Consider the following 25,696-nt stretch of genomic DNA (forward strand, 5'->3'; position numbering starts at 1 on the left):
GTCTTACGCAACGGCCGTAACGGGCCGATAACTTTCAAGAGCCAGCTGCAAATGGATGCAGCGCGTTTGGAAGGAGCCAAGGCATGAGTATCAGAAGTCTGAATATCGCCCCGCGCGCGGGATTGGGGTTTGGCGTGTTGGCGTTGATGGTGTTTGCCCTGGGCGGCTTTGCCCTGTTGCAGATGGCCAATATGCGCCAGCAGTCGGATCAGGTGGAAAACAACTGGCTGCCCAGCGTGATGGCGGTGGGGGATATGAGTCAGGACCTGCTTCGCATCCGTGCGCTGACGTTGCGCCTGCTGGTCAACCGCGACCCCCAGGCGCTGGCGCAGAATGAACAGAAACTCACTGAAATCAAAGCCAACCTGCATCGCGCTCGAACGTTGTATCAGGGCTTGATCGTATTGCCCGCCGAACAAGTGTTATTTGATCGCTTCAAGGCCGAAGAGGCGCGCTACCTCGAACGTCAGGAGCAGGTGGTGACCTTGTCCAAGGCCAATCAACTGGAGGATGCGATCCGGGTGGTCAACGGCGAAATGAACCAACTGGCTGACGAAATGGCGGCGACGCTGCGCGAACTGGTGACCTTGAACAAGACCAGTGCCAACCAGGCCGCAAGCCTGGCACAAAGCGTATTCAGCCAGTCGCGCATTTGGGTGATCGGCATGATTGTGCTCACGGCGCTGGTCACCATTGGCCTGGCGGTATTGCTGACGCGCAGTATCGTGCTGCCGCTGGCACAGTCGTTGAAAGTGGCCCAGGGCGTCGCGAGCGGCGATTTAACCGGTGAGATCAGTGTCCGTGGCCGCGACGAACCGGCGCGCTTGCAGCAGGCGCTCAAGAGCATGCAGGAAAATCTGCGTGACACCATCCGGCGCATATCCGAATCGTCGAACCAACTGGCGTCGGCTTCCGAAGAGCTGAGTTGCGTCACGGAGGACGCGACGCGTGGCTTGCATCAACAGAGCCAGGAAATCGAGCAGGCCGCCACGGCCGTCAACCAGATGACCGCCGCGGTCGAAGAGGTGGCAAGCAATGCAGTGGCCACGTCGCAGGCGTCGCGCGAATCCGACCGCATCGCCCAGCGTGGGCGTGAGCAGGTGCAGCAGACGGTGGTGTCGATTGAAGCGCTGGCCACCGATGTGACCGACAATGTGACGCAGGTCGAGGACTTGGCGCAGAAGGTCTATGGCATCAGCAAGGTGCTGGACGTCATCCGCTCGATTGCCGAACAGACCAACCTGCTGGCGCTGAATGCGGCGATCGAAGCGGCACGTGCCGGGGATGCCGGACGTGGTTTTGCGGTAGTTGCGGACGAGGTGCGCGCCTTGGCCCACCGCACCCAGCAGTCGACCCAGGAAATCGAACAGATGATCAGCGGGATCCAGCAGGGTACCGATCAGGCGGTCAGCTCGATGCAGCAGAGCAATACACGGGCGCGCTCCACGCTGGATATCGCCAAGTCGGCAGGCACGGCGTTGGAGGAAATTGCCTCGGCATTTACCCTGATCAATGAGCGTAACCTGGTGATTGCCAGCGCGTCTGAGCAACAGGCGGCAGTGGCGCGTGAGGTGGATCGCAATCTGATGAACATTCGCGATTTGGCGCACCAGACGTCAACGGGGGCGAATCAGACCAGTGCCGCGAGTCACGATTTGTCGCGGCTGGCGGTGGACCTGAACACTCTGGTGGCGCGGTTTTCGGTGTAGGGCAGGAAGCCGAGTGGGCCCCTTCGCGAGCAAGCCCGCTCCCACACTTGACCGAGTACCTGCTAAAGAAATGCGGTCAGTGTGGGAGCGGGCTTGCTCGCGAAGCAGGCGACTCGGTCCTGAGTTGATTGCCCACAAAAAAGCCCCGAACCAGTCGGGACTTTTTCATGCGATCAAGCGACAGGCCTTACTTACCCTGCCAGCGTTTCAGCACCAGGGTGGCGTTAGTGCCTTGGCGCACCAGACGTCAACGGGGGCGAATCAGACCAGTGCCGCGAGTCACGATTTGTCGCGGCTGGCGGTGGACCTGAACACGCTGGTGGCGCGGTTTTCGGTGTAGGGCGGGAAGCCGAGGGGGCCCCTTCGCGAGCAAGCCCGCTCCCACACTTGACCGAGTACCTTCTAAAGAAATGCGGTCAGTGTGGGAGCGGGCTTGCTCGCGAAGCAGGCGACTCGGTCCTGAGTTGATTGCCCACAAAAAAGCCCCGAACCAGTCGGGACTTTTTCATGCGATCAAGCGACAGGCCTTACTTACCCTACCAGCGTTTCAGCACCAGGGTGGCGTTAGTGCCTTGGCGCACCAGACGTCAACGGGGGCGAGTCAGACCAGTGCCGCGAGTCACGATTTGTCGCGGCTGGCGGTGGACCTGAACACGCTGGTGGCGCGGTTTTCGGTGTAGGGCGGGAGACCGAGATGGCGCCATCGCAGGCAAGCCAGCTCCCACATTTGACTGTGTTTACAATTCAAACTGTGGGAGCTGGCTTGCCTGCGATAGAGGCGGCGCGTTCTTACCTGTAATCACCCACAAAAAAGCCCCGAACCAGTCGGGACTTTTTCATGCGATCAAGCGACAGGCCTTACTTACCCTGCCAGCGTTTCAGCACCAGGGTGGCGTTAGTGCCTTGGCGCACCAGACGTCAACGAGGGCGAATCAGACCAGTGCCGCGAGTCACGATTTGTCGCGGCTGGCGGTGGACCTGAACACTCTGGTGGCGCGGTTTTCGGTGTAGGGCGGGAAGCCGAGGGGGCCCCTTCGCGAGCAAGCCCGCTCCCACACTTGACCGAGTACCTTCTAAAGAAATGCGGTCAGTGTGGGAGCGGGCTTGCTCGCGAAGCAGGCGACTCGGTCCTGAGTTGATTGCCCACAAAAAAGCCCCGAACCAGTCGGGGCTTTTTCATGCGATCAAGCGACAGGCCTACTTACCTTGCCAGCGTTTCAGCACCAGGGTGGCGTTAGTGCCACCAAAGCCGAAGCTGTTGCTCATCACGGTGTCGATTTTTGCATTCTCAACGGTTTTGGTCAGGATCGGCATGTCAGCCACCACCGGATCAATCTCGTCGATGTTGGCCGAGCCGGCCATGAAGTTGCCTTCCATCATCAGCAGGCAGTAGATCGCTTCGTGAACGCCGGCGGCGCCCAGGGAGTGACCCGACAGGCTCTTGGTGGAGCTGATGGCTGGCGCCTTGTCGCCGAAGACCGCACGCACGCCTTCCATTTCCTTGGCGTCGCCGACCGGAGTCGAGGTGCCGTGGGTGTTCAGGTAGTCGATTGGGGTATCTACAGTGGACATGGCCATCTGCATGCAACGGATGGCGCCTTCACCGCTCGGGGCAACCATGTCGTAGCCGTCGGAAGTGGCGCCGTAGCCGACGATTTCCGCGTAGATCTTGGCACCACGGGCCAGAGCGTGTTCCAGCTCCTCGACCACCACCATGCCGCCACCGCCGGCGATGACGAAACCGTCACGCTTGGCGTCGTAGGCGCGGGAGGCCTTTTCCGGGGTTTCGTTGTATTGAGTGGACAGCGCGCCCATGGCGTCGAACAGGAACGACTGGCTCCAATGCTCTTCTTCACCGCCGCCGGCGAATACGATGTCCTGCTTGCCCAGCTGGATCTGCTCAACCGCAGTACCGATGCAGTGTGCACTGGTGGCGCAGGCGGAGGAGATCGAGTAGTTCACGCCCTTGATCTGGAACGGCGTGGCCAGGCAGGCCGAAACGGTGCTGCCCATGGTCCGCGTGACACGGTAAGGGCCAACGCGCTTCACGCCTTTTTCGCGCAGGATGTCCAGCGCTTCCATCTGGTTGAGGGTCGATGCGCCGCCGGAGCCGGCGATCAGGCCGGTGCGTACGTTCGATACCTGGTCGTCGCTCAGGCCGGAGTCGGCGATCGCGTCTTTCATGGCCAGGTAGGCATAGGCGGCAGCGTGGCCGACGAAGCGATAGATCTTGCGATCAATCAGCTCTTCGAGGGGCAGGTCGATGGAGCCGGAAACCTGGCTACGCAGACCCATTTCGGCATATTCCGGGTTGAAGCGGATGCCAGGGCGACTTGCACGCAGGTTAGCGGTGACGGTCTCTTTGTCATTGCCCAGGCAAGAAACAATGCCCAGACCAGTGATAACGACGCGGCGCATGCGGATAACCCTTAAAAGTTGTCAGTGGAAGTGAATACGCCGACCCGAAGGCCTTCGGCAGTATAGATCTCGCGACCGTCGACGCTCACCGAACCATCGGCGATGGCCAGGTTCAGCTTGCCCTTGAGGACGCGCTTGATTTGAATGTTATAGGTGACTTTCTTGGCGGTCGGCAGAACCTGGCCAAAGAACTTCACTTCGCCCGAACCCAGGGCGCGGCCGCGGCCAGGCAAACCTTGCCAGCCGAGGAAGAAACCGACCAGCTGCCACATGGCGTCAAGGCCCAGGCAACCTGGCATCACTGGGTCGCCTTCGAAATGGCAGGCGAAGAACCACAGGTCCGGGGTGATATCCAGCTCGGCGACCAATTCACCTTTGCCGTACTTGCCACCCTCTTCGCTGATATGGGTGATGCGATCCACCATCAGCATGTTCGGGGCGGGCAGTTGCGCGTTACCTGGGCCGAACAGCTCACCGCGACTGCAGCGCAGCAGGTCTTCCCGAGTAAAGGCGTTTTGTTTGGTCATGCGAGCTCCTCAATAATCCCATGCGGCAGGGTAGGGTAAATCTTCCCGAACCGAATGAAGCGTTCATGCCTCATGTCGGCAGCCTACACATAGACTATTGCGTTGTAGTGAAAGTCACAGCGGCAAGGTACTGAATGTACACTTGTTCACTGAAATTTTAAACCGGGCCTGTTTATGGGCCCGTTCGGGTGCCTAAGACTGCCGCACTTTCGTCTTTCACGCCAGTCGGACTTGGCTGATGGCGCGGCGCTATTGCACCCAACGTTGTAGGATTTGCTGCAAATCCGTGCGTTTGAACGGCTTGGCCAGGTAATCGTTCATTCCCGCTGCCAGACAGGCTTCACGGTCGCCCTGCAAGGCGTTGGCAGTCAGGGCGATGATCGGCAGGTCGGCGCAACCCGGCAACTGCCGAATCTGCCGGGTGGCTTCGTAGCCGTCGATCACCGGCAGCCGGCAATCCATCAGGATGGCGGTGAAAATCAGGCTCTCGGCGCTGCGGATCGCCTCGGCACCGTCGGTGGCCAGGCTCACTTCAAAGCCCAGGCTGCGCAGCATGGCTTCGACCACTGCGCGGTTGACCGGGTTGTCTTCCACCAACAGCACATGGCGACCATCGCCTGCGCCGGTTTTGCCGTCGGCGTCGCTGGCGATGGCCGGCACGCTGTGCTGGTCAATGGCCAGCGGAATTTCCAGGGTGAACACCGAGCCGCGGGCTTCTTCGCTCTGGGCGCGCAGGGTGCCGCCCATGCGTTCGGCCAGGGTTCGGGCGATGGGCAGGCCCAGGCCGGTGCCGCCGTAACGTCTTGAAATGGAACTGTCGGCCTGCTGGAACGCATCGAACATCAATTCCAGGCGTTCGGCGGAAATCCCGATGCCACTGTCGCGCACGGTGCAGGTGAACCACACCAGTTCATGGTCGAGGGTCTGCCAGTGTGGCTCGATGCTGACGTTGCCGTTCTCGGTGAACTTCAGCGCGTTGCCGATCAGGTTCACCAGAATCTGACGGATCCGCGTCGGGTCGCCCTGCACCCGCAAGGTATCCATCCCTGGCGGAATCGACAGCTCCAGCGCCAGCCCGCGCTGCTGGGCGCTGTGCTGAAACGCCTGGGCGCAGCTGTTGATCAGGTCCGCCAGGTTGAACGGAATGTGCTCCAGCTCCAGCGCCGCGCGCTCGATACGCGAGAAGTCGAGGATATCGTTGATCACCTTGAGCAAATGCTCGGTGGACTCCGACGCCAGCGCCGCGTACTCGGTCTGTTCTTCGGTCATCTCGGTGGTTTCCAACAACTGCAACATGCCCAGCACGCCGTTCATGGGTGTGCGCAACTCATGGCTCATCATCGCCAGGAAATCCGATTTCGCGTTGTTGGCCCGCTCGGCCTCTTCGCGAGTCTGGATCAACTGGGCCATGGCCTGTTGCTGTTCGCGGCTGGCCTGGTTGAGGCCTTCGGCGAGGTTGTTGATATGCCGAGACAGGTCGCCCAGTTCGGAGTCGTCCACGATCGGCAGCGGCGTCTTGTAGTCGCCTTGCTGGATCGCCTTCACCGCATGGCCCATGGCGCTGATCGGCTGCGACAGGCTGGCGGCCAGGCGCCGTGCGAGCAGGAAGGTAAACAGGAGGGCGAACAGTGCGAGGATGCCGGCCTTGAAGAGGATCTCCTGCTGGCGCTGGCTGAAGGCATCGTTGGACATGCCGACGATCACGCGGCCCAGGTAGTCAGCGCGCGGGGCCTTGGATTCGTTGAGGTTATCCTGGAAGAAATCATTGCCGAGCTGAATGTGTTGCAGGCGGATCGGCGCCTGGAACACTTTGACTGACAGCGACCGGTCATGTTTCTCCGACGGTTGCTCGACATACACGAGGATATTCTCGCTGCTGTCCTGGATTTCCAGAAAGCGCACATGGGGCGTGGCCAGCGTGGCGCGCAACAGGCTGTCGAGCACGTCATTGTTGCCGGAAATCACCCCGTACTCGGTGGCGGGCGCCAGTTGGTTGGCGATCAACTGGCCGGTGTGGTCCAGTTCCTGGCGCAGGTCCTGGATACGCACGAAGGTGAAGAAGCTGATCAACAGCAACGTCAGCAACAGCGCCGGGCCCAGGGTAATGAGCTGGGTGCGGGTGTTGATGTCCCAACGACGACGCAAGGTCATGGGCGTTTTTCTCCTTCGGCCAATCGGGTGGCGACACTGGCTTCGTCCACCTGTTCGATCCCCAGTGAGCGCGCGACTTGCGGGTTGCCCACGACTTTGAAGCGTTCCGGGTACAGCGAGTGCGGCCAGTTGGCCGGCGAGTGGTCGAGCAGGCGGTCGAGCACGGCAAGCCAGTCGGCCTGGTCGCTGTAAGTGCTGGCCAGGCTGCCGGCCCGCACGAAGCCCGCGTTCGGGCCTATCAGCGGCAACTGCTGGGCGTAACTGCTCAGCAACAGGTTCTTCGCGGTCTTCGGGTTGTACAACTGCGGGTCGTCGAGGCCGAGCAGTACGTCACTGTTGCGGAACAGGGTCTGCAGCGGCCGACTGTCAGTAATGTTGTCCCAGAGCTGCGGCACGATTTCCAGGCCCAGTAGCGTTGCGTGCTGGCGCAGTTCAGGCAGCAGGAACTCGCTGCCGGCGCCATAGAGCACGCCGATACGCCGGGCCTGCGGCAGGATGCTCGCGATCAGGCGTAGTTGGCGATCGAGCGGTGGGTCGCTCCACAGCAGGCTAATGCGTGGGTGCGGCATGGCGCCCAGGCGCTGATGGGCTTGCAGGCGGCTGATGCGCAGCACCAGGGTCGGTGGGCCCTGGGGCTCTTGCAGGCGCCAGTCGAGGCCGGGCAGGTCCAACAGGATCAAGCGTGTGGTTGCCGGTAGGCGGCCGGGTGCCGGCAAGTCTTTGAGGGCGGTAAAGGTGATACGGTCTTCCGGGCGTTGCTGGGCCAGGGCCTGGGCAAAGGCCTGCACCCCGGCGCCGTCTTCGGCGGCGGTCAGCAGGATGTCGGCGCTCCACGCCGGCGCGGCCATCAGAAGGCAGGCGAGCAGCACCGCTCGCCGCCAGAGTCGAGTGATAAACAGGCCGGTCATCCGTGACGAGTCGCCCATGTCAGAACTCTAACTCGGCACTGAAGTAGAGCACGTGGCGATGGTCATAGTTGTTGTCGGCCCAGGTCGTGGGCTGGTTGTCGAGGCGTTCTTGCAGCATGCCGGCCAGCTCCACATTGGCTTTGCCCAGGGCAATGCGCTTGGCCACCCGCAGGTCGACCCGTTCGAAGCGATATTGGTTGAGTGCGTCATCGCCATAGTAGAACAGCGCACTGGACCAACCCTGGCCCCATTCACGCAACCAGCCGGCGGAGCCGCTGTTGCGGGCGGTCTGTGCTTTGTCCAGCGGGTTGCTGGTGCTGGCGTCGACGTAAGCGTAGGTAAGGCGCAGGCGGTCGGCATTGCTCACGCGCCAGTCGAACTGCGACTCGGCGCCGGTAAACCGAGCGCTGTTGGCGTTGCTGGCAATGTACTGGTTATTGCGCAGCGGCGAGCTGATCATGTCGGTGATCTCGTCGTAGAACAGTTTCACGTCCATGTTCAGCCCGATGTCGGCAAAGAAGCCGTTGTACCCCAGTTCCCGTGACTTCATCATCTCTTTATCGAGGTTGCCCGGGCCCCGGGTTTTTACGAAGTATTGCCCGGTGGTCTGCCCATAGGCCGGGGAGCTGAGGTTGGTGACGCGATAACTCCAGTTGACGTTGTTCTCGAACATGTCCGGGGAGCGGATCGCCTCGGAATACACCGCGCGCAAGCCGTGGCGCGGGTTGATCAGGTAGTTGACCGCCACCCGTGGCGTCAGCGAGTTGCCGCTCAGGTGGGTGTCTTCATACATGGCGCCGCCTTGCAGCAGCCAGTGCTCGCTGGCGCGCCATTCCAACTGGCCGAACAGGCGCCAGGTGGTGTCGTCCAGGGTGCCGTTGAAGTAGGTGTCGGAGTCGGCGCGGTCGTAGCGGTAGTTCATGCCGCTGACCAGACGCAGGCTGTCGGACAGGCTGAGCGTGTCCTGAATCTCCAGGTCGTAGCGGCTTTCGCGGGTGCTCTGGTCGATGTCACCGCACACGCTTTGGCTGGCACCGTCGCGCCACTGCTGCAGCACTTGGTTGGCCAACGCCTGCTCGGCGGCGTTGCCCGGTGGTGCGCTGCCCTGGCTGTAGGTGTCCATGTGCCGGGCCAGCAGTTCGGCGTAATTGGGGTTCATCTGCCACAACTGGGTCAGTTCGGGGCTGAATGAGACTTTGGCGTCACAGGCTTTCCAGATCTGGCGGCGGTCCCACTGTTGGGCGGAGCCCTGGATGTACAGGCTGTGATCCGGGTTGAAGTCGAAGTTCCAGCGCAGGGAGCCGGCGTAATCCTTGGCGGTGACGTCGGAATTGTTGCCGCCTTCGGTAATCCCTGCGAAGACCGGGCTGTAGGTATACGGCCGCTGGTTGGTGCCTTCCTTCGCGTCCAGCTGCAGGTCGATGCTTTGTTGCGTGTTCAGCGTTTGGCTGATGGCCAGGCTGAAGCGGTTGAGACGGCGGCTGTCACGACGGTCTGCGCCGGTGGCATCGCTGTCGAAGCCGTCGTCCTGTTGCCCGGAGAGGGACAGGCGCAAGTCACCGGTTTCCCAGCCCGCGCCCTGGCTGGCATAGAAATCATTGATACCGCGTTCGCCACGCACCACTTTTACCCGCGTGCCGTGGCTGTTGGCCGGCGAGCGCGTAAGAATGTTGACCACCGCCATCAGCGCATTGGCGCCGTAGCTGACGGTGTTGGGGCCACGGAACACTTCAATGCGCTCGATATCTTCCATGGCCACCGGAATATCGCTCCAGTCCACGGTGGCCAGGCCCGCGCGATACACCGAGCGGCCGTCGATCAACACCTGCATGCGCCGCGCATCGCTGGCACTGGTGCCGTGGTAGTTCACCGCGGCCTGGTTGCCGGTGGTGTAACCGACCATCATCCCCGGCACCAGCCGCAGCAACTCGCTGATATCCCGCGCGCCGCTGGCCTTGATCAGCTCGCGGTCGATCACGGTCATGCTGCCGGGCACCGCGGCGGCCGACTGCTTGAGGCGCGTGGCCGTCAACACCTGGGGCAGCGGCTGGCTGTCGAGGAACAGATCGTCGGCCATGGCTGGCGCGCTGCACAGCAGCATCAGCCACAGAGATGAACGGGGAGGAGGGGCCAAATACACGGCACGGCCTTGATAATTACGGATAGCCGCCCATGTTAACTGAGGTGGGGCCTTTTGCCAGTCGTCGGACTTGCAATTGCGTCATGAAAATGTGGCATTTTCCGACAAACGCACGAATTGATACGGGGGCTGGCCGCCAGCGGGTCGGCCCGTATAATGCCGCCATCGCCACTGGTATGGATTAACGGATTGCATATGACTGAACAGCGCCCTATTGCGGTCCTGGGAGGCGGAAGTTTTGGTACCGCCGTGGCAAACCTGCTGGCCGAGAACGGCCACGCCGTGCGCCAGTGGATGCGCGATCCCGAACAGGCCGAGGCCATTCGGGTGCACCGGGAAAATCCGCGTTACCTTAAAGGCATCAAGATTCATCCGGCGGTCGAGCCTGTCACCGACCTGCTGGAAACCCTTACGGCGTGCGACCTGTGCTTCGTCGCACTGCCGTCCAGCGCCTTGCGCTCGGTGCTGGCACCCCACGCCGAGCGTCTGGCCGGCAAGCTGCTGGTCAGCCTGACCAAGGGCATCGAGGCGCAGACCTTCAAGCTGATGAGCGAAATCCTCGAAGAGATCGCTCCCCAGGCGCGCATTGGCGTGCTGTCCGGGCCGAACCTGGCAAGGGAAGTTGCCGAACACGCGCTGACCGCCACGGTTGTCGCCAGTGAAGATGAGGAACTGTGCGAACGCGTCCAGGCCGTGTTGCATGGCCGTACTTTCCGCGTCTACGCCAGCGGCGACCGCTTTGGCGTCGAGCTGGGCGGTGCGCTGAAAAACGTCTACGCGATCATTGCAGGCATGGCCGTCGCGCTGGGCATGGGCGAAAACACCAAGAGCATGCTGATCACCCGCGCCCTCGCCGAGATGACCCGTTTTGCGGTGAACCAGGGTGCCAATCCGATGACCTTCCTGGGGCTGGCGGGCGTGGGCGACTTGATCGTCACCTGCTCCTCGCCGAAAAGTCGCAATTACCAGGTCGGGTTTGCGCTTGGCCAGGGCCTGAGCCTGGAAGACGCAGTCACGCGTCTGGGTGAAGTGGCCGAAGGGGTCAACACCCTCAAAGTACTCAAGGCCAAGGCCCAGGAAGTGGGCGTCTATATGCCGCTGGTCGCTGGGCTGCACGCGATCCTGTTTGAAGGCCGCACCCTGAACCAGGTCATCGAGTTGCTGATGCGCGCCGAGCCCAAGACCGATGTCGACTTCATTTCCACCAGTGGTTTCAACTGAGGAACGCGTCATGAACGATCCGAAAGCAGCCCCCAAGTACGAATCCATTGCCCTGCGCATCCTGTGGATGCTGGTGTTTGCCCTGGTGTGGCAGGTGGCGCAGTTCCTGCTCGGCGCACTGGTGGTGGTGCAACTGATCTACCGCCTGGTCTACAGCGCCCCGAACCTGGGCCTGATGAACTTCGGCGACAGCCTCAGCCAGTTCCTGGCGCAGATCGGCCGCTTCGGCAGCTTCCACACCGAACAGAAGCCGTGGCCTTTCGCCGACTGGCCGACCCCGCGCGCGCCCGAGGGCGAAGCCGCCCACAGCGTGCCGCCGGCGCCGCATCCGGTGCGTGATGAAGAGCCAAAGCTGTGAAGCTGTGGATACTGCGCCACGGTGAGGCCGAAGGGCATGCCCGCACCGATGCCGAGCGCAACCTCACCGAGCACGGCCGTGGAGAAGTGTTGCGCAGTGCCGCGCACCTGATCGACCAGCCCCTGAGCGCGATCATCGCCAGCCCCTATGTGCGGGCGCAGCAAACTGCGCACCTGGTGCGCGATGCATTAGGTTTCGAACCGGAAATCCGCACGGTGCCGTGGCTGACCCCCGAGGGCAACCCGCTGCAGGTGCTGGAGAAGCTCGACACCGATGACAACGTGCTGCTGGTCAGCCATCAACCGTTGGTGGGCAGCCTGATCAGCTTTTTGCAGCACGGTCACCTGCGGCAGCCACAGCCGATGCACACCGCCAGCCTGGCTGAACTGGAAGGGGATTTCCCGCTGGCGGGGCTGATGAACCTGGTCAACGTGAAGAATCCGTAGGCTTTATCGCGGCTTTGTGTGTGCTATATAGTCAACCAAGCAAGTGCTTGGTTGGCTATCGTCGGACCACAAAGGAGCGCGTCCCATGCCCGTCGCTTTTCGTTTGCCGTTGCAGGTCTTCTTCGAACGTGAAGCGCGACATCCGCGCCAAACCTTTCTGGTGCAGCCCGTCGGTGATGGCGAGGTGCAAAGCCTTACCTGGGGCGACGTTGGCCACCAGGCTCGCTGCGCCGCGAACTGGCTGCGCGCCCGGGAGTTGCCCCAGGGCTCGCACATTGCGTTGATCTCGAAAAACTGCGCCCACTGGATCATTGCCGACCTGGCGATCTGGATGGCTGGGCATGTCTCGGTGCCGCTCTACCCCAACCTCACCGCTGATTCCGTTGCCCATGTGCTGACTCATTCCGAGGCGGCGCTGGTGTTGATCGGCAAGCTTGATGATTGGCCAGCCATGGCGCCCGGTGTGCCTAAGGATGTGCCGACCATCAGCCTGCCGTTGTGCCCGTCGGGCGAGTTCGATTTCAGTTGGGCCGATCTGCAGGCCTCCTCGCCGATTCAGGATGACCCGGCGCCGGCCGCCTCGGACCTGGCCACCATCATTTATACCTCCGGTACCACGGGCCTGCCCAAAGGCGTGATGCACAGCTTCGGCGCGCTGGGGTTTGCCGCGACCCGTGGTACGGCGTTGTTTGGCTTGGGTGAGGGCGACCGCTTGTTGTCCTACCTGCCGCTGTGCCACGTGGCGGAGCGGATGTTTGTGGAAATGGCCTCGATCTACACCGGGCAAACAGTGTTTTTCGCCGAAAGCCTGGAGACGTTTCTGGTGGACCTACGCAGGGCGCGTCCGACCGCACTGTTTGGCGTGCCGCGCATCTGGACCAAATTCCAGATGGGCGTCTACGCCAAGGTTCCGGCAAAACGCCTGGACACCTTGCTGCGCCTGCCGTTCATCGGCAAGCGTGTGGGCCACAAGGTGCTCGCCGGCCTGGGCTTGGACGCGTTGCGTATCGCGCTTTCGGGGGCAGCGCCTGTGCCTGAAGCGCTGCTGCGCTGGTATCGGCGGCTGGGCCTGGACGTGCTTGAGGTGTATGGCATGACCGAGAGTTGCGGCTACTCCCATGTTTGCCGCCCCGGCCAGCAAACCCTCGGCTGGATCGGCCTGCCGTGCCCCGGTGTTGAAGTGCGTATCGATCCTGCGGGGGAAGTGCAGGTGCGGAGCGGTGCGACCATGCTCGGCTACTACAAGGACCCGCAGAAAACCGCCGAGACGATCACCGCCGATGGCTTCCTGCGCACGGGGGACAAAGGCGAGCAGGACACCGAGGGCCGCCTGCGCCTGACCGGACGGCTGAAGGAGATCTTCAAGACCAGCAAGGGCAAATACGTGGCCCCGGCGCCGATCGAAAACCGCCTGGCCGAACATGCGCGTATCGAGCAGGTGTGTGTGGTGGGGGATGGGTTGAGCGCGCCTATTGGTTTGTGCGTATTGTCGGCGGTGGAACAGGACCCGCAAGCGCTGCGCAGCAGTCTTGAACGTTGGTTGGTACAGGTCAACCAGACGCTGGACAAGCATGAGCGCCTGCGCCAACTGGTGGTGGTGAAAGACAGTTGGGCAGTGGAAAACGGCTTTTTGACGCCGACCTTGAAGATCAAACGCAACGCGATCGAATCGACTTACGGTGAATATTTCCAGCGGTGGAGCGAGCGTTCCGAAACGGTTCTGTGGCAGGATTAGGGCCGTAATAAAACCAATAAGGACAATTCCATGAGCCTGTGGCGCACCCAACCGAATATCGAACAACTCAACGCGATCCAGAAAAACACCATCGGTGAACTGCTCGATATCCGCTTTGAAAGCTTCGACGACGATTCCCTGACCGCCAGCATGGTAGTCGACCATCGCACCCATCAGCCCTACGGCCTGTTGCACGGCGGCGCGTCGGTGGTGTTGGCCGAGAGCGTCGGCTCTATGGCGGCCTATCTGTGTATCGACCCGAGCAAGTTTTATTGCGTCGGCCTGGAGGTCAACGCCAACCACCTGCGCGGTGTGCGTAGCGGGCGGGTGACGGCGGTGGCCAAGGCGATCCATATCGGTCGCACCACCCAGGTCTGGGACATCCGCCTGACAAGCGATGAGGGCAAGGCCAGTTGCGTGTCGCGCCTGACCATGGCGGTGGTGCCGCTGGGCGAGAACCCGCCGGCGCGATAGGTGTGGCGTGAGTGTCATCATTCCTGGCAGTTACAGTCATTGCTGTGCCGGCTGGGCATGGTGACAATCAATCTCTGTTTTTGTAGATGGATCCGGTATGTCGCAGCACGTGTTTTTTGCTCACGCCAATGGCTTCCCCTCGGCTACCTACGGCAAGTTGTTCGCCGCCCTGGCCCCGGAATATACGGTGGCCCACCTGCCGCAGCACGGTCACGACCCCCGATTTCCGGTGGACGATAACTGGCAGAACCTGGTGGACGAGCTGATCCATCACCTGGAACAGCAACCTGAGCCGGTGTGGGGCGTGGGCCATTCCCTCGGTGGCGTGTTGCACCTGCACGCGGCCATGCGGTGCCCACAGTTGTATCGCGGGGTGGTGATGCTGGATTCGCCCGTGCTGACCCGCGCGGACCGCTGGGTGATTCGTGCGGCCAAGCGCTTGGGTTTCATCGACCGCTTGACCCCGGCCGGACGCACCCTGGGCCGTCGCGAGGAATTTACCGACCTGGAGGCGGCGCGCAGTTACTTCGCCGGCAAAACCCTGTTCCGTGGCTTTGACCCGGAATGCTTCGACGCTTACCTGCAACATGGCCTGTATCAGGTGGGCGATCGCCTGCGCCTGCGCTTCGACCCGGCCACCGAAATCAGCATCTACCGGGGCGTGCCCCACACCAGCCCCGGCCAGGTGCGCCAGTTGAAGGTGCCGCTGGCGGTGGTGCGCGGTCGGCAAAGCCGGGTGGTGATGCGTCACCACGCCAATGGCGTCGGGCGCCTGCCCATGGGCGAGATGCTCACAATGCCTGGTGGCCACATGTTTCCCCTTGAACGCCCGCAAGACACCGCGGCCTTGATCAAGAACCTGTTTTCCCGCTGGGAAGCCCGCGAGCGCAGCTGCGCATGAGCACGCCGGTCGAAGAAGTCCGCCTGAGCCTGCCGCATATCGAACTGGCGGCCCATCTGTTTGGCCCCGAGGACGGTTTGCCGGTGATCGCCCTGCATGGCTGGCTGGACAATGCCAACAGCTTTGCGCGACTGGCGCCGAAACTTCAGGGCTTGCGCGTCGTTGCACTGGATATGGCCGGGCATGGGCATTCGGCGCATCGTCCTACAGGTGCCGGTTATGCCTTGTGGGATTACGTCTATGACGTGCTGCAAGTCGCTGAGCAACTCGGGTGGAAACGTTTTGCATTACTTGGTCACTCTCTCGGCGCGATCGTGTCCCTGGTGCTGGCCGGCGCGTTGCCGGAGCGTGTGACCCACCTGGGATTGATCGACGGCGTGATCCCACCGACCGCCAGCGGTGAGAACGCCGCCGAGCGGCTGGGTATGGCTTTGCAGGCGCAATTGAACCTGCAGGAAAAGCGCAAGCCGGTCTATACCACCCTGGATCGAGCGGTCGAAGCGCGCATGAAAGGGGTAGTGGCGGTCAGCCGCGAAGCCGCCGAACTGCTGGCCCAGCGCGGTTTGATGCCAGTGCCGGGCGGTTACACCTGGCGCACCGACAGCCGTCTGACCCTGGCTTCGCCGATGCGCCTGACCGACGAACAAGCGATGGCCTTCGTGCGGCGCGTAGCTTGTCCTACTCAATTGGTGGTCGCTGCGGATGGCATGCTGGCGAAACATTCCGAATTGCTTTCCCAGCTACCCTTTGCAGTCAGCACGCTGCCAGGCGGCCATCATTTGCACTTGAATGAGGAGTCCGGCGCGGTCCTTGTTGCAGACTGTTTCAATCGGTTCTTCTCCGCGCCTTGACTTGGGGCGGTCAACTGCCGAGGCTGGGCGGATTGATAGGGAGTCAACCATGAACTACTTCAACACCGCTGTGACCTCCGATGGCCAGGGCTCGTTGATCTTATGAGCGTGCGTAACGGATGTATCCGTATCCTGGGCTTGAGCCTTTTGAGCCCACTGGTATTCGCCGCCGACGTACCGGGCAGCCAGGACCTGCCCACCGTGGCCCGTCAGGTCGATTCGCAAATTGTCGACTACCGTCCCGCCGAAGAAAAAGAACGTATCTACCCCATGGGCGCGATCCGCAAGATCAGCGGCCAACTGCGTTATGAAGGCCAGGCCACCGCCCGCGGCCAGACCTCCGCCATCACCTATGAACTGCCCCCCGAACACAGCTCCAGCGCCGCGTTTACGGCAACGCGTGAAGCGTTGCAGGAAAAGGGCGCGCAGTTGTTGTTCTGGTGCCAGGCCCGGGATTGCGGTGAAAGCAGCCTGTGGGCCAATGAAGTGTTCGGCAACGCCAAGCTGGTGGGTGCCGACGGCCAGCAGGAATACCTGCTGCTGCGCCTGGCGGCTCCCCAGGAAAACTCCCTGGTGGCGCTGTACGGCATCACCCGTGGTAATCGCCGCGCCTATCTGCATGTAGAGCAGTTGGATGCCAGCGCGCCGTTGGCCGACCTGTTGCCCACCTCTGCGACCCTACTGCGTGAGTTGAAAAGCACCGGCGAGCTGGATTTTCCCGCACTGGGCGGCGACCCTGACGACACCTGGCTGACCCTGATTTCCCGTGGCCTGAACCTGGATGCCACGTTGCGCGTCAGCCTGACCGGCCCGACCGCTGAGGCCTGGCGCCAGGCGCTGGTTGACAAGGGCGTGCGCGCTGCGCGCATGGAAATCGGCACGGGTGACGCCAAGGGCCTGCACCTGCATCTGATACGCTAGGCGTAACAGGGCGAACGGACCCGTGCCGTTCGCCTAAGCTGTCTTCCTACAGTCTTCCTTTCGAGATCCTACATGCTCAATAACGATCGCCTACTGGTGCAAATCCTGCTGCTGGTGCTGTTCGGTGCCAGTTTCTGGGTGATGGCGCCGTTCTGGTCGGCGCTGTTCTGGGGCGCGGTGCTGGCGTTTGCCAGCTGGCCGTTGATGGTCCTGCTCACCCGCTGGCTGGGGGGGCGGGAATCCTTGGCCGCCGGCATCCTCACGTTGGGTTGGATGCTGCTGGTGGCGCTGCCGCTGGTGTGGCTGGGTTTCAACCTCGCGGATCACGTGCGCGATGCAACGGCGTTGATCAAGGATATCCAGGTCGACGGCTTGCCGGAGGCGCCTACCTGGCTCGGCTCGATCCCCTTTGTCGGCGAACGGCTGGTGGCGATGTGGGACAGCATTGATCAGCAGGGCGCAGCCTTGATGGTCAGCATCAAGCCTTACCTGGGGCAGGTCGGCAACTGGTTGCTGGCGCGCAGCGCGCAAATCGGTGGGGGGATTCTGGAACTGACCCTTAGCCTGGTATTCGTGTTCTTTTTCTACCGTGATGGGCCGCGCCTGGCGATGTTCGTTCACCGCCTGTTGGAACGCTTGATCGGCGATCGCGCTGGCTACTACATCGAACTGGTGGCCGGCACCGTACAGCGGGTGGTCAACGGCGTGATCGGCACCGCCGCCGCGCAAGCGCTGTTGGCGTTGATCGGCTTCTTGATTGCTGGCGTACCGGGCGCGCTGGTGCTGGGTATCGTCACCTTCCTGCTCAGCCTCATCCCCATGGGCCCGCCGCTGGTATGGATCCCGGCCACGGCCTGGCTGGCCTGGAAGGGCGACTACACCTACGCGGTGTTCCTCGGCGTGTGGGGCACCTTCATCATCAGCGGCGTGGACAACGTGCTCAAGCCGTACCTGATCAGCCGTGGTGGCAACCTGCCGCTGGTGATCGTGCTGCTTGGCGTGTTCGGCGGCTTGATTGCGTTTGGGTTCATCGGCCTGTTTATTGGTCCGACCCTGCTGGCGGTGGCCTACAGCCTGTTGATGGATTGGAGCGCAACCCATGCCCAAGGACGGCGGGAAGATAAACCCCTGTAACTGACCGGTAGAGATCATTGTGGGAGCTGGCTTGCCTGCTCCTGCATGAGTCCGTGTTGGCCCTTCAGACCCTGGGCAACCACATCACAGCGGTCAGCCCACCACCCGGTGTTTCCTCCAGGTCCAGCCGACCGCCGAGGCGTTCCGCCGCCTCCTTGGAAATCGTCATGCCCAGGCCGACACCGCCGGAGTTGCGATTGCGTGAGCCCTCCAGGCGATAGAACGGCTCGAACACCGCCTCACGCTTGTCAGCGGCGATGCCGGGGCCGTGGTCGATCACACGGATCACCAAGGCCTCGCGGCTGTCCGTCAGTTCGATGCGCGCCGTACCGGCATAGCGCAGGGCATTGTCGATCAGGTTGTTGAGGCACGAACGCAAGGCCATCGGCTGCACCTGTAGCGGCGCGCAGGTGCCGGCGAACTGCACGTCGGCGCCCTGGTCCTGGGCGTTTTCGCTCATCGACTCCACCAGCGCCTGCACGTCCAGCCAATGCCGGGCTTCGCTGGTGCGTTGCTCGTGCAGGTAGCTCAGGGTGGCGTCGAGCATGCCGATCATGTCGTCGAGGTCCTGGCGCATCTGGCCCTGCAGCTTGGTGTCGTCGATCTGTTCCAGGCGCAGCTTGAGGCGTGACAGCGGGGTGCGCAGGTCATGGGAGACCGCGCCAAGCATGCGCGCACGCTGGCTGACCTGTTCGCGGATACGCCGTTGCATCAGGTTAAAAGTCGACGCGGCCTGCTGTGCCTCACGCGGTCCCGACTCGTCGAGGGGCGGGCTGTCGAGGTCCAGGCTCAAGCGCTCGGCGGCTTCGCTCAGGCGCTGAATCGGACGGCTCAGCAACTTGGCACCGTACCAGGCCGCAATGATCAGCGAGATGAATTGGAACGTCAGCGGCACCACCGGGCCGCCAAACCACGGGCGCTTGTGCTTGGGCAGAGGCTTCATCGTGCCGTCGGGCTGTTCGACAAAGGTTTCCTGAGGCGGCGGGGGCGGGCCGTAATAGCGAAACCAGGAGAACGCCAGCACGTGGGCCAGGATAATCGCTACCAGCAACACGCCAAACAGTCGACCGAATAACGTGTTGAAGCCGTTACGCATTAACCGATATCCCGTGCATCGAACAGGTAGCCTTCGCCACGCACGGTCTTGATCAGGTGCGGGGCCTTGGGGTCATCCCCGAGTTTTTGCCGCAGGCGCGACACCAGCAAGTCGATGCTGCGATCAAAGGCCTCAATGGAGCGGCCTCGGGCTGCATCCAGCAACTGCTCACGGCTCAATACCCGGCGCGGGCGCTCGATGAACACCCACAGCAGGCGGAATTCTGCGTTGGACAGCGGCACCACCAGGCCATTATCGGCGACCAGTTGGCGTAACACGCTGTTGAGGCGCCAGTTGTCGAAGCGGATGTTGGCGCGCTGTTCGGTGCGATCATCGCGCACTCGGCGCAGGATGGTCTGGATCCGCGCTACCAGCTCACGCGGCTCGAATGGCTTGGACATATAGTCGTCGGCGCCCAGTTCCAGGCCGATGATCCGGTCGGTGGGTTCGCAGCGGGCGGTGAGCATCAGGATCGGGATGTCCGACTCCGCGCGCAGCCAGCGGCACAGCGACAGGCCGTCTTCACCCGGCAACATCAGGTCAAGCACCACCACATCGAAGGTTTCTGCTTGCATGGCCTGGCGCATCGCGGTGCCGTCGGTGACGCCGGTGGCCAGGATGCCGAAGCGCGCGAGGTAATCGATCAGCAGTTCACGGATCGGCACATCGTCGTCAACGATCAGCGCGCGGGTGTTCCAGCGTGTGTCATCGGCGATCACTGCGCCTTTTTGCTCGTCGTTCAAAGAGACGGAAGGGGTCTGCATAATGCGATCATCTGCCTGGTCGTTGCGGTCAGCATAGGCGCCCAGCCCCATGGCTGGAAGTGCTGGTCGGTGGGTCGTGCGAGCGAGGCTAGCCGAGGGGCGTGTTGGGGGCGTGTCGTGAATGTATCAACTTTGAAATAATTGCAGAAAATGCCCGCCCGATGGCGGTTGGTCAGTATTTACCGATCATCGGATCCCGCAACGGCGCCGCTTGCGCTACAATCCGCGCCGATTTCGACTTGCCTGAGAGCCCATTCCAATGTCCGTCTGCCAGACTCCTATCATCGTCGCCCTGGATTACCCCACTCGTGACGCCGCACTGAAGCTGGCTGACCAGTTGGACCCGAAGCTTTGCCGGGTCAAGGTCGGCAAGGAACTGTTCACCAGTTGCGCCGCGGAAATCGTCGGCACCCTGCGTGATAAAGGCTTCGAGGTGTTCCTCGACCTGAAATTCCACGATATCCCGAACACCACCGCTATGGCGGTCAAGGCCGCCGCCGAAATGGGCGTGTGGATGGTCAACGTGCACTGCTCCGGTGGCCTGCGCATGATGAGCGCCTGCCGTGAGGTGTTGGAGCAGCGCAGCGGTCCTAAACCTTTGCTGATCGGTGTGACCGTACTCACCAGCATGGAACGCGAAGACCTGGCTGGCATCGGCCTGGACATCGAACCCCAGGAGCAAGTGCTGCGCCTGGCTGCCCTGGCGCAGAAAGCCGGCCTCGACGGCCTGGTGTGCTCGGCGCTGGAAGCCCAGGCGCTGAAAACCGCGCACCCGTCGCTGCAATTGGTGACCCCGGGGATTCGTCCGGCGGGCAGCGCCCAGGACGATCAGCGCCGCATCCTGACGCCGCGCCAGGCACTGGACGCGGGTTCCGATTATTTGGTGATCGGTCGTCCGATCAGTCAGGCGGCGGATCCGGCCAAGGCGTTGGCGGCAGTTGTCGCTGAAATCGCCTAAACAACGGGTAGGCCTTGCCAGCGATGGGGCGCTTGCTACCGCTGGCGGCTAAACCGGCATCCCTGCCGGTTTAGCCGCCCAATCCCTGTCGAATTGCGGCCAGCGTTTTTGGGGGAGTGGTTACATTGGGTTCAGCTGCGTCAGCTGACCTTGAGCACCAACTTCCCGAAGTTCTCCCCGTTGAACAGCTTCATCAACGTCTCCGGGAACGTCTCCAGCCCCTCCACGATATCTTCCTTGCTCTTGAGCTTGCCCTGGGCCATCCAGCCGGCCATTTCCTGCCCGGCAGCGGCAAAGCCTGCAGCGTGATCCATCACCACAAACCCTTCCATGCGCGCGCGATTGACCAGCAGTGACAAGTAATTGGCCGGACCTTTCACGGCTTCCTTGTTGTTGTACTGGCTGATGGCGCCGCAGATCACCACGCGGGCTTTCAGTGCCAGGCGGCTGAGGACGGCATCGAGAATATCGCCGCCGACGTTATCGAAATACACATCCACGCCTTTGGGGCACTCGCGTTTGAGTGCAGCGGGCACGTCTTCGCTTTTGTAATCGATGGCGGCATCGAAGCCCAGCTCATCCACCAGGAATTTGCACTTGTCGGCGCCACCGGCAATGCCCACCACACGGCAGCCCTTGAGTTTGGCAATCTGCCCGGCAATGCTGCCCACGGCACCGGCCGCGCCGGAGATCACCACGGTTTCGCCGGCCTTTGGCGCACCGGTGTCCAACAGTGCAAAGTAGGCGGTCATGCCCGTCATGCCCAAGGCAGACAGGTAGCGCGGCAAAGGCGCCAGTTTCGGGTCAACCTTGTAGAAGCCACGCGGCTCGCCCAGGAAATAATCCTGCACGCCCAGCGCACCGTTGACGTAGTCGCCGACGGCGAACTTCGGGTTGTTCGAGGCAATCACCTTGCCCACACCCAGCGCGCGCATCACCTCGCCGATGCCGACCGGCGCAATATAGGACTTGCCTTCATTCATCCAGCCGCGCATGGCCGGGTCGAGGGACAGGTATTCGTTATGCACCAGCACTTGGCCGTCCTGGGGCGTGCCCACCGGGACTTCCTGGTAAGTGAAGGTGTCCCGGGTAGCCGCGCCGACCGGGCGCTTGGCGAGCAGGAATTGGCGGTTGGTCTGGGCGGTCATGGTGGCGACTCTTCTGGAAATGAACCTGAAGTGATAGCCCTTCAATGGGCAGGGAGCAAGGTTCACCGAGGGCGCGAATGCCGGTCGATAGGTGTTGCTGATAGTCGCCAGGTGGCCCTTATCACTGCGATCCATGCAGCCCCAACCGGCGGTTTGATAGTGCTGACGCGTCCGGCGCGGCGTTGGCTAGACTCGACCCACCGCTTTTTCTCCCACAGGACATCTTCTATGAGCATGACGTTTTCCGGCCAGGTCGCTCTGGTGACCGGCGCCGCTGCCGGTATTGGCCGCGCCACCGCGCTGGCGTTCGCCGCCGAAGGTTTGAAGGTCGTGGTTGCCGATTTGGATGCAACGGGCGGTGAAAACACCGTCGCCCTGATCCATCAGGCCGGCGGCGAAGCGCTGTTTGTGCGCTGCAACGTCACGCTGGAGGCGGACGTCCAGCAATTGATGGCCCAGACCCTTGCCGCCTATGGTCGCCTGGACTACGCCTTCAATAATGCCGGGATCGAAATCGAAAAGGGCAAGCTGGCCGACGGCAGCCTGGATGAGTTCGACGCGATCATGGGTGTCAACGTCAAGGGCGTGTGGTTGTGCATGAAGCACCAGTTGCCGCTGCTGTTGGCCCAGGGCGGCGGGGCGATCGTCAACACCGCGTCAGTCGCGGGGTTGGGCGCGGCGCCGAAGATGAGTATTTATGCGGCATCCAAACATGCGGTGATCGGCCTGACCAAATCGGCGGCCATCGAGTATGCGAAGAAGAAAATCCGCGTCAACGCGGTCTGCCCGGCCGTGATCGATACCGATATGTTCCGGCGAGCCTATGAAGCCGACCCACGCAAAGCTGAATTTGCCGCTGCCATGCACCCGGTGGGTCGCATCGGCAAGGTCGAGGAAATTGCCAGTGCGGTGCTTTATCTGTGCAGCGACGGTGCGGCGTTTACCACGGGTCAAGCCTTGGCGGTGGACGGTGGTGCGACCGCAATCTAGGACCTCACGCCGCCCTCCATTCGAAAAGGTTTGGGGGGCTGTGGGGCGTTTCCATAGATGGCGGAGTGCCCCGTCAGAATGTGTATCATTAGGTAAATAATCCAACAAAATCAATGATTTAATAAGTATTGGCAGGCGGTCGAAATGGGCTTCTGTGCTTAACTGTTCTGGGTTGAATAACAGACAGTTGAAGTGAGTGGCGCATGGATTTAGGGATCGATCGACAAGCCCTTGTACCGGTGGTGCAGCAAATCATCAGCGCAGTGACGCAATGGATTCGCTCGAGTGGCGCGAGCCCCGGCACGCGCTTACCGTCCATTCGACAGGTGGCCCTCGATAATTTGCTCAGCCAATCCAGCGTGATCGAGGCGTTCGAGCGGATGGTTGCCCAGGGTGTGCTGGTTTCCAGGCCCGGTTCGGGTTTCAGCGTGGCCCAGCCGCCCGCTTTGCCTGAGGACCTTTGGTACGAAGGTGCGGAGCGGGGATGGGGCACCTTCGTTGATAGCCCACTGGGCGAACTGAAGTTGGGCTGCGGCTGGTTGCCGGATGCCTGGCGTGAAAGCGATGACATCAGTTACGCGATTCGTGAGGTCACTCGAATCGACACCGCCGGCCTGTTCAACTACAGCACGCCATTGGGGTTGCCGGCGCTGCGTGAACAACTGTTCAAGCGCCTGAGCCGAATCCACATTGCCACCCACCAGGACCGTATCCTCACCACGGCGGGCGCAAGCCATGCCCAGGACTTGCTGATACGCACCCTGCTCAAGGCCGGCGACTGCGTGGTGGTCGAAACGCCCGGGTACGGCAACCTCTATCGGCAATTGGCTTTTCACGGCGTGCAACTCCTGCAAGTCCCGCGAACCCCCGGAGGCCCGGATATTCCGGCGCTGGAAGCGCTGCTGCAGCGGCATCGGCCCAAGTGCCTGTTCATCAACAGCCTGTACCACAATCCCACCGGCTCCAGCCTGTGCCGCACGGTGGCAGAGCGTTTGCTGGAGCTGGCGCGGCGCGACAATTTCCTGATCGTTGAAGAGGATGTTTTCGGTGACCTGCAACACGCCAGTTGCACACGCCTTTCAGCACTGCCCCATGATGATCGGGTGATCTACGTCGCCAGCTTTTCCAAAACCTTGAGCAGTGCCTTGCGCGTGGGTTACCTGAGTGCCAGCGCCGCGATCATCGCGCAGTTGGCCAGCCTCAAGACCCTGACCGGTTTCGGCACTTCACGCTTTGCCGAAGCGGTGGTGGTCACGCTGCTCGCAAATGGCACCTACCGCAAATGGGTACAGCGCTTGCGCAAGCGGCTGAACACGCAAATGGCAGCTACGCTACAGGTGCTGGAGGACGAGGAGTGGGAGGTGTTCGCCATACCTGCAGGCGGTATGTTCCTGTGGGCTCGTCCGGGAGTAGGGGACTGGTCACAGTTGCAGGCATGTGCCCGACGGCTCGGCGTTCTGTTGTCGCCGGGGGCGCTGTTCAGCCCAACCAGCGAGCCCAGTGAGTGGCTGCGCATCAACGTGGCCTATGCCGCTGATCAACGGGCGTTGGCGTTGTTCCGCGCCATGGGGCCCGCCAGATCGACCTCGACCATTCTGAAAACGACGAGTGTGTAGCTTTTTGCCATTATTGTGGCGCCAACGACTTGTGTTCAGTGCCCTGTGGTTGCGACTCTCGCCTGTGTAAACAGGGCTCGATGGCAACCGCCATTGCAAGAGGATTCAAGTGCAATGATTTCGGCCGTGCAACGACAATTCGCCAACCTCGGTATGGCAAAAAAACTGGGCCTGGGCTTCACCCTGGTACTGCTGCTGACGGCGTTGATCGCAGCGATCGGGGTGTGGTCCCTGCAAACCATTGGTCAGCGTTTCGAAGGGCTCAAGGCCATGTCGTCGCTGAACAGCGGTTTACTCAAGGTGCGCCTGATCGAGCAGGACTACGCGTTGCACGCCGACCCCAAGGCCGTCGACGCCCTGCATGAAAGTGTCGATGCCTTGGCGGCTCTTGCGGCCAGTCTCAAGGCCCAGTCGGCGGCCAACGTGCCGGTGATGACCGATGTCGAGGAAGCCTTGGCCGCCTACCGCAAGGCGTTCGATGAGTTTGTCGAATTGACCCAGACCAAGGACCTGGCGTTGGAAATGGCCAGTTGGTCGGTGTCCAGCGTGGCGAACAATCTGGATGTGCTGCAGGCCGGGCTGGCGGATGACGGCGCCTATGGCCTGAAGGAAAGCCAGGGTAAGGAAGGCGCTGAGTTTATCGAGCAGGCGGGGCAGGTCAGCCAGGTGTCGCGCCTGATGCTGCAGGCCATGAATGAAGCCCATGTACGCCTGAACCAGAGCCGTAAAGTCGATGAAGACACCAGCGAACAAGGCAAGATCGAGCAAGCCGACCAGGCCCTGGCCCAGGTCGAGCAACTGAAGACCTCGGTCAAGGACTCTGGCTACCAGACCGTGCTCAACGAAGTGGCCGGGCATATCGCCGCCTTCAGTGAAAAACTCGGTGAGTACACCGGGCTACTGGCTCAAGAGAAGGTGGTCTACAAACAGTTGCATGATCGGGCGGACCAAGTGGTCAGCCGGGTCAACCAGGCATACGACGCCGAAGACCAGTCCATGCAGGCGCAGTTGAAGAAAAGCTCAATGCTGATCCTCGGTTCTTCGGCCCTGGCCTTGCTGGTGGGGTTGATAGCGGCGTGGGTGATCACCCGTTTGATCGTCGCACCGCTGCGCAGCGTGATTGCCGTGGCGCAGCAGATCGCCGCCGGCGATTTGAGCGGGCGCATGGAGGTCAACCGCCGTGATGAAATCGGGCAGTTGATGCAGGCCATGCAACAGATGGGCAACGGG

Annotated in this window: 21 protein-coding genes and 1 pseudogene; 14 read left to right on the forward strand and 8 right to left on the reverse strand. The window is 62.0% G+C overall.

Translation table 11 applies throughout. From position 1 onward, the window contains the following. Nucleotides 1-83: 83 nt before the first annotated feature. A complete protein-coding gene (locus tag PF1751_RS09000; protein ID WP_042572461.1) occupies nucleotides 84-1,709 on the forward strand; it encodes a methyl-accepting chemotaxis protein in 1,626 nt (541 codons plus the stop codon). Between the two features lie 1,197 nt (nucleotides 1,710-2,906). Here the strand turns inward: PF1751_RS09000 and fabB are convergent. The 5 genes from fabB to PF1751_RS09030 form a co-directional block, all read right to left on the reverse strand. Next, nucleotides 2,907-4,127, reverse strand: coding sequence for a beta-ketoacyl-ACP synthase I (gene fabB, locus PF1751_RS09010; protein WP_010211706.1), 1,221 nt, complete (start codon nucleotides 4,125-4,127; stop codon nucleotides 2,907-2,909). An 11-nt stretch (nucleotides 4,128-4,138) separates the two neighbouring features. Then, nucleotides 4,139-4,654, reverse strand: coding sequence for a 3-hydroxyacyl-[acyl-carrier-protein] dehydratase FabA (gene fabA, locus PF1751_RS09015; RefSeq protein ID WP_010211704.1), 516 nt, complete (start codon nucleotides 4,652-4,654; stop codon nucleotides 4,139-4,141). Between the two features lie 249 nt (nucleotides 4,655-4,903). Then, on the reverse strand, nucleotides 4,904-6,805 hold the full coding sequence (locus tag PF1751_RS09020) for an ATP-binding protein (protein WP_044286897.1): 1,902 nt from the start codon (nucleotides 6,803-6,805) through the stop codon (nucleotides 4,904-4,906). After that, on the reverse strand, nucleotides 6,802-7,731 hold the full coding sequence (locus PF1751_RS09025; RefSeq protein ID WP_029529195.1) for an ABC transporter substrate-binding protein: 930 nt from the start codon (nucleotides 7,729-7,731) through the stop codon (nucleotides 6,802-6,804). The genes PF1751_RS09020 and PF1751_RS09025 overlap by 4 nt, the downstream gene beginning before the upstream one ends. 1 nt (nucleotide 7,732) lies before the next feature. After that, a complete protein-coding gene (locus tag PF1751_RS09030; RefSeq protein WP_338052259.1) occupies nucleotides 7,733-9,853 on the reverse strand; it encodes a TonB-dependent receptor plug domain-containing protein in 2,121 nt (706 codons plus the stop codon). A 195-nt stretch (nucleotides 9,854-10,048) separates the two neighbouring features. Here PF1751_RS09030 and PF1751_RS09035 point away from each other — a divergent pair, with 195 nt between their 5' ends. The 9 genes from PF1751_RS09035 (at nucleotide 10,049) to PF1751_RS09075 (ending at nucleotide 17,894) form a co-directional block, all read left to right on the forward strand. Further along, the gene (locus tag PF1751_RS09035; RefSeq protein WP_010211695.1) at nucleotides 10,049-11,074 is read left to right on the forward strand and encodes an NAD(P)H-dependent glycerol-3-phosphate dehydrogenase; all 1,026 of its coding nucleotides are present in this window, start codon (nucleotides 10,049-10,051) and stop codon (nucleotides 11,072-11,074) included. A 10-nt stretch (nucleotides 11,075-11,084) separates the two neighbouring features. Then, on the forward strand, nucleotides 11,085-11,432 hold the full coding sequence (locus PF1751_RS09040) for a DUF4389 domain-containing protein (protein ID WP_010211694.1): 348 nt from the start codon (nucleotides 11,085-11,087) through the stop codon (nucleotides 11,430-11,432). Continuing rightward, a complete protein-coding gene (sixA, locus tag PF1751_RS09045) occupies nucleotides 11,429-11,878 on the forward strand; it encodes a phosphohistidine phosphatase SixA (protein WP_010211692.1) in 450 nt (149 codons plus the stop codon). The genes PF1751_RS09040 and sixA overlap by 4 nt, the downstream gene beginning before the upstream one ends. Nucleotides 11,879-11,963: 85 nt before the next feature. Next, nucleotides 11,964-13,613, forward strand: a complete 1,650-nt coding sequence (locus PF1751_RS09050) for an AMP-binding protein (RefSeq protein WP_044286902.1) — start codon at nucleotides 11,964-11,966, stop codon at nucleotides 13,611-13,613. Nucleotides 13,614-13,643: 30 nt separating this feature from the next. After that, nucleotides 13,644-14,087, forward strand: a complete 444-nt coding sequence (locus PF1751_RS09055) for a hotdog fold thioesterase (protein ID WP_010211688.1) — start codon at nucleotides 13,644-13,646, stop codon at nucleotides 14,085-14,087. 97 nt (nucleotides 14,088-14,184) lie between these two features. After that, nucleotides 14,185-14,988, forward strand: a complete 804-nt coding sequence (locus PF1751_RS09060; protein WP_010211687.1) for an alpha/beta fold hydrolase — start codon at nucleotides 14,185-14,187, stop codon at nucleotides 14,986-14,988. After that, on the forward strand, nucleotides 14,985-15,839 hold the full coding sequence (locus tag PF1751_RS09065) for an alpha/beta hydrolase (protein WP_010211686.1): 855 nt from the start codon (nucleotides 14,985-14,987) through the stop codon (nucleotides 15,837-15,839). The genes PF1751_RS09060 and PF1751_RS09065 overlap by 4 nt, the downstream gene beginning before the upstream one ends. A gap of 102 nt (nucleotides 15,840-15,941) precedes the next feature. Next, on the forward strand, nucleotides 15,942-16,760 hold the full coding sequence (locus PF1751_RS09070) for a DUF4892 domain-containing protein (protein ID WP_010211685.1): 819 nt from the start codon (nucleotides 15,942-15,944) through the stop codon (nucleotides 16,758-16,760). A 72-nt stretch (nucleotides 16,761-16,832) separates the two neighbouring features. After that, nucleotides 16,833-17,894 carry an AI-2E family transporter gene (locus tag PF1751_RS09075; protein ID WP_010211684.1) on the forward strand — a complete coding sequence of 354 codons (1,062 nt, stop codon included), beginning with the start codon at nucleotides 16,833-16,835 and terminating at the stop codon, nucleotides 17,892-17,894. Between the two features lie 64 nt (nucleotides 17,895-17,958). Here the strand turns inward: PF1751_RS09075 and PF1751_RS09080 are convergent, their stop codons facing one another. Next, the gene (locus PF1751_RS09080; protein WP_010211683.1) at nucleotides 17,959-18,990 is read right to left on the reverse strand and encodes a sensor histidine kinase; all 1,032 of its coding nucleotides are present in this window, start codon (nucleotides 18,988-18,990) and stop codon (nucleotides 17,959-17,961) included. Beyond that, nucleotides 18,990-19,754, reverse strand: coding sequence for a response regulator (locus PF1751_RS09085; protein ID WP_031290855.1), 765 nt, complete (start codon nucleotides 19,752-19,754; stop codon nucleotides 18,990-18,992). Before PF1751_RS09085 ends, PF1751_RS09080 begins: the two co-directional genes overlap by 1 nt. 259 nt (nucleotides 19,755-20,013) lie before the next feature. Here PF1751_RS09085 and pyrF point away from each other — a divergent pair, with 259 nt between their 5' ends. Then, entirely contained in the window at nucleotides 20,014-20,712 is a 699-nt protein-coding gene (gene pyrF, locus PF1751_RS09090) for an orotidine-5'-phosphate decarboxylase (protein WP_010211681.1), read from the forward strand. 140 nt (nucleotides 20,713-20,852) lie between these two features. On the opposite strand, the gene PF1751_RS09095 is transcribed toward pyrF, so the two are convergent. Next, the gene (locus PF1751_RS09095; RefSeq protein WP_010211680.1) at nucleotides 20,853-21,860 is read right to left on the reverse strand and encodes an NADP-dependent oxidoreductase; all 1,008 of its coding nucleotides are present in this window, start codon (nucleotides 21,858-21,860) and stop codon (nucleotides 20,853-20,855) included. A gap of 228 nt (nucleotides 21,861-22,088) precedes the next feature. Here PF1751_RS09095 and PF1751_RS09100 point away from each other — a divergent pair, with 228 nt between their 5' ends. From PF1751_RS09100 to PF1751_RS29800, 3 genes and pseudogenes are all read left to right on the forward strand, one after another. After that, nucleotides 22,089-22,850 carry an SDR family oxidoreductase gene (locus tag PF1751_RS09100; protein ID WP_010211676.1) on the forward strand — a complete coding sequence of 254 codons (762 nt, stop codon included), beginning with the start codon at nucleotides 22,089-22,091 and terminating at the stop codon, nucleotides 22,848-22,850. A 203-nt stretch (nucleotides 22,851-23,053) separates the two neighbouring features. Then, entirely contained in the window at nucleotides 23,054-24,466 is a 1,413-nt protein-coding gene (locus PF1751_RS09105; RefSeq protein ID WP_021492127.1) for an aminotransferase-like domain-containing protein, read from the forward strand. 1,023 nt (nucleotides 24,467-25,489) lie between these two features. Next, a pseudogene (locus PF1751_RS29800) lies at nucleotides 25,490-25,690 on the forward strand (HAMP domain-containing protein); the annotation flags it as partial. Nucleotides 25,691-25,696: the final 6 nt, after the last annotated feature.

The organism is Pseudomonas simiae (assembly GCF_000934565.1).
Lineage (GTDB): Bacteria > Pseudomonadota > Gammaproteobacteria > Pseudomonadales > Pseudomonadaceae > Aquipseudomonas > Aquipseudomonas simiae.

Coding starts and splice junctions, on each gene's coding strand:
- PF1751_RS09000 (WP_042572461.1), top strand. CDS start 84: ATGAGTATCAGAAGTCTGAATATCGCCCCGCGCGCGGGATTGGGGTTT.
- fabB (WP_010211706.1), bottom strand. CDS start 4,127: ATGCGCCGCGTCGTTATCACTGGTCTGGGCATTGTTTCTTGCCTGGGC.
- fabA (WP_010211704.1), bottom strand. CDS start 4,654: ATGACCAAACAAAACGCCTTTACTCGGGAAGACCTGCTGCGCTGCAGT.
- PF1751_RS09020 (WP_044286897.1), bottom strand. CDS start 6,805: ATGACCTTGCGTCGTCGTTGGGACATCAACACCCGCACCCAGCTCATT.
- PF1751_RS09025 (WP_029529195.1), bottom strand. CDS start 7,731: ATGGGCGACTCGTCACGGATGACCGGCCTGTTTATCACTCGACTCTGG.
- PF1751_RS09035 (WP_010211695.1), top strand. CDS start 10,049: ATGACTGAACAGCGCCCTATTGCGGTCCTGGGAGGCGGAAGTTTTGGT.
- PF1751_RS09040 (WP_010211694.1), top strand. CDS start 11,085: ATGAACGATCCGAAAGCAGCCCCCAAGTACGAATCCATTGCCCTGCGC.
- PF1751_RS09050 (WP_044286902.1), top strand. CDS start 11,964: ATGCCCGTCGCTTTTCGTTTGCCGTTGCAGGTCTTCTTCGAACGTGAA.
- PF1751_RS09055 (WP_010211688.1), top strand. CDS start 13,644: ATGAGCCTGTGGCGCACCCAACCGAATATCGAACAACTCAACGCGATC.
- PF1751_RS09060 (WP_010211687.1), top strand. CDS start 14,185: ATGTCGCAGCACGTGTTTTTTGCTCACGCCAATGGCTTCCCCTCGGCT.
- PF1751_RS09065 (WP_010211686.1), top strand. CDS start 14,985: ATGAGCACGCCGGTCGAAGAAGTCCGCCTGAGCCTGCCGCATATCGAA.
- PF1751_RS09070 (WP_010211685.1), top strand. CDS start 15,942: ATGAGCGTGCGTAACGGATGTATCCGTATCCTGGGCTTGAGCCTTTTG.
- PF1751_RS09075 (WP_010211684.1), top strand. CDS start 16,833: ATGCTCAATAACGATCGCCTACTGGTGCAAATCCTGCTGCTGGTGCTG.
- PF1751_RS09080 (WP_010211683.1), bottom strand. CDS start 18,990: ATGCGTAACGGCTTCAACACGTTATTCGGTCGACTGTTTGGCGTGTTG.
- PF1751_RS09085 (WP_031290855.1), bottom strand. CDS start 19,754: ATGCAGACCCCTTCCGTCTCTTTGAACGACGAGCAAAAAGGCGCAGTG.
- pyrF (WP_010211681.1), top strand. CDS start 20,014: ATGTCCGTCTGCCAGACTCCTATCATCGTCGCCCTGGATTACCCCACT.
- PF1751_RS09095 (WP_010211680.1), bottom strand. CDS start 21,860: ATGACCGCCCAGACCAACCGCCAATTCCTGCTCGCCAAGCGCCCGGTC.
- PF1751_RS09100 (WP_010211676.1), top strand. CDS start 22,089: ATGAGCATGACGTTTTCCGGCCAGGTCGCTCTGGTGACCGGCGCCGCT.
- PF1751_RS09105 (WP_021492127.1), top strand. CDS start 23,054: ATGGATTTAGGGATCGATCGACAAGCCCTTGTACCGGTGGTGCAGCAA.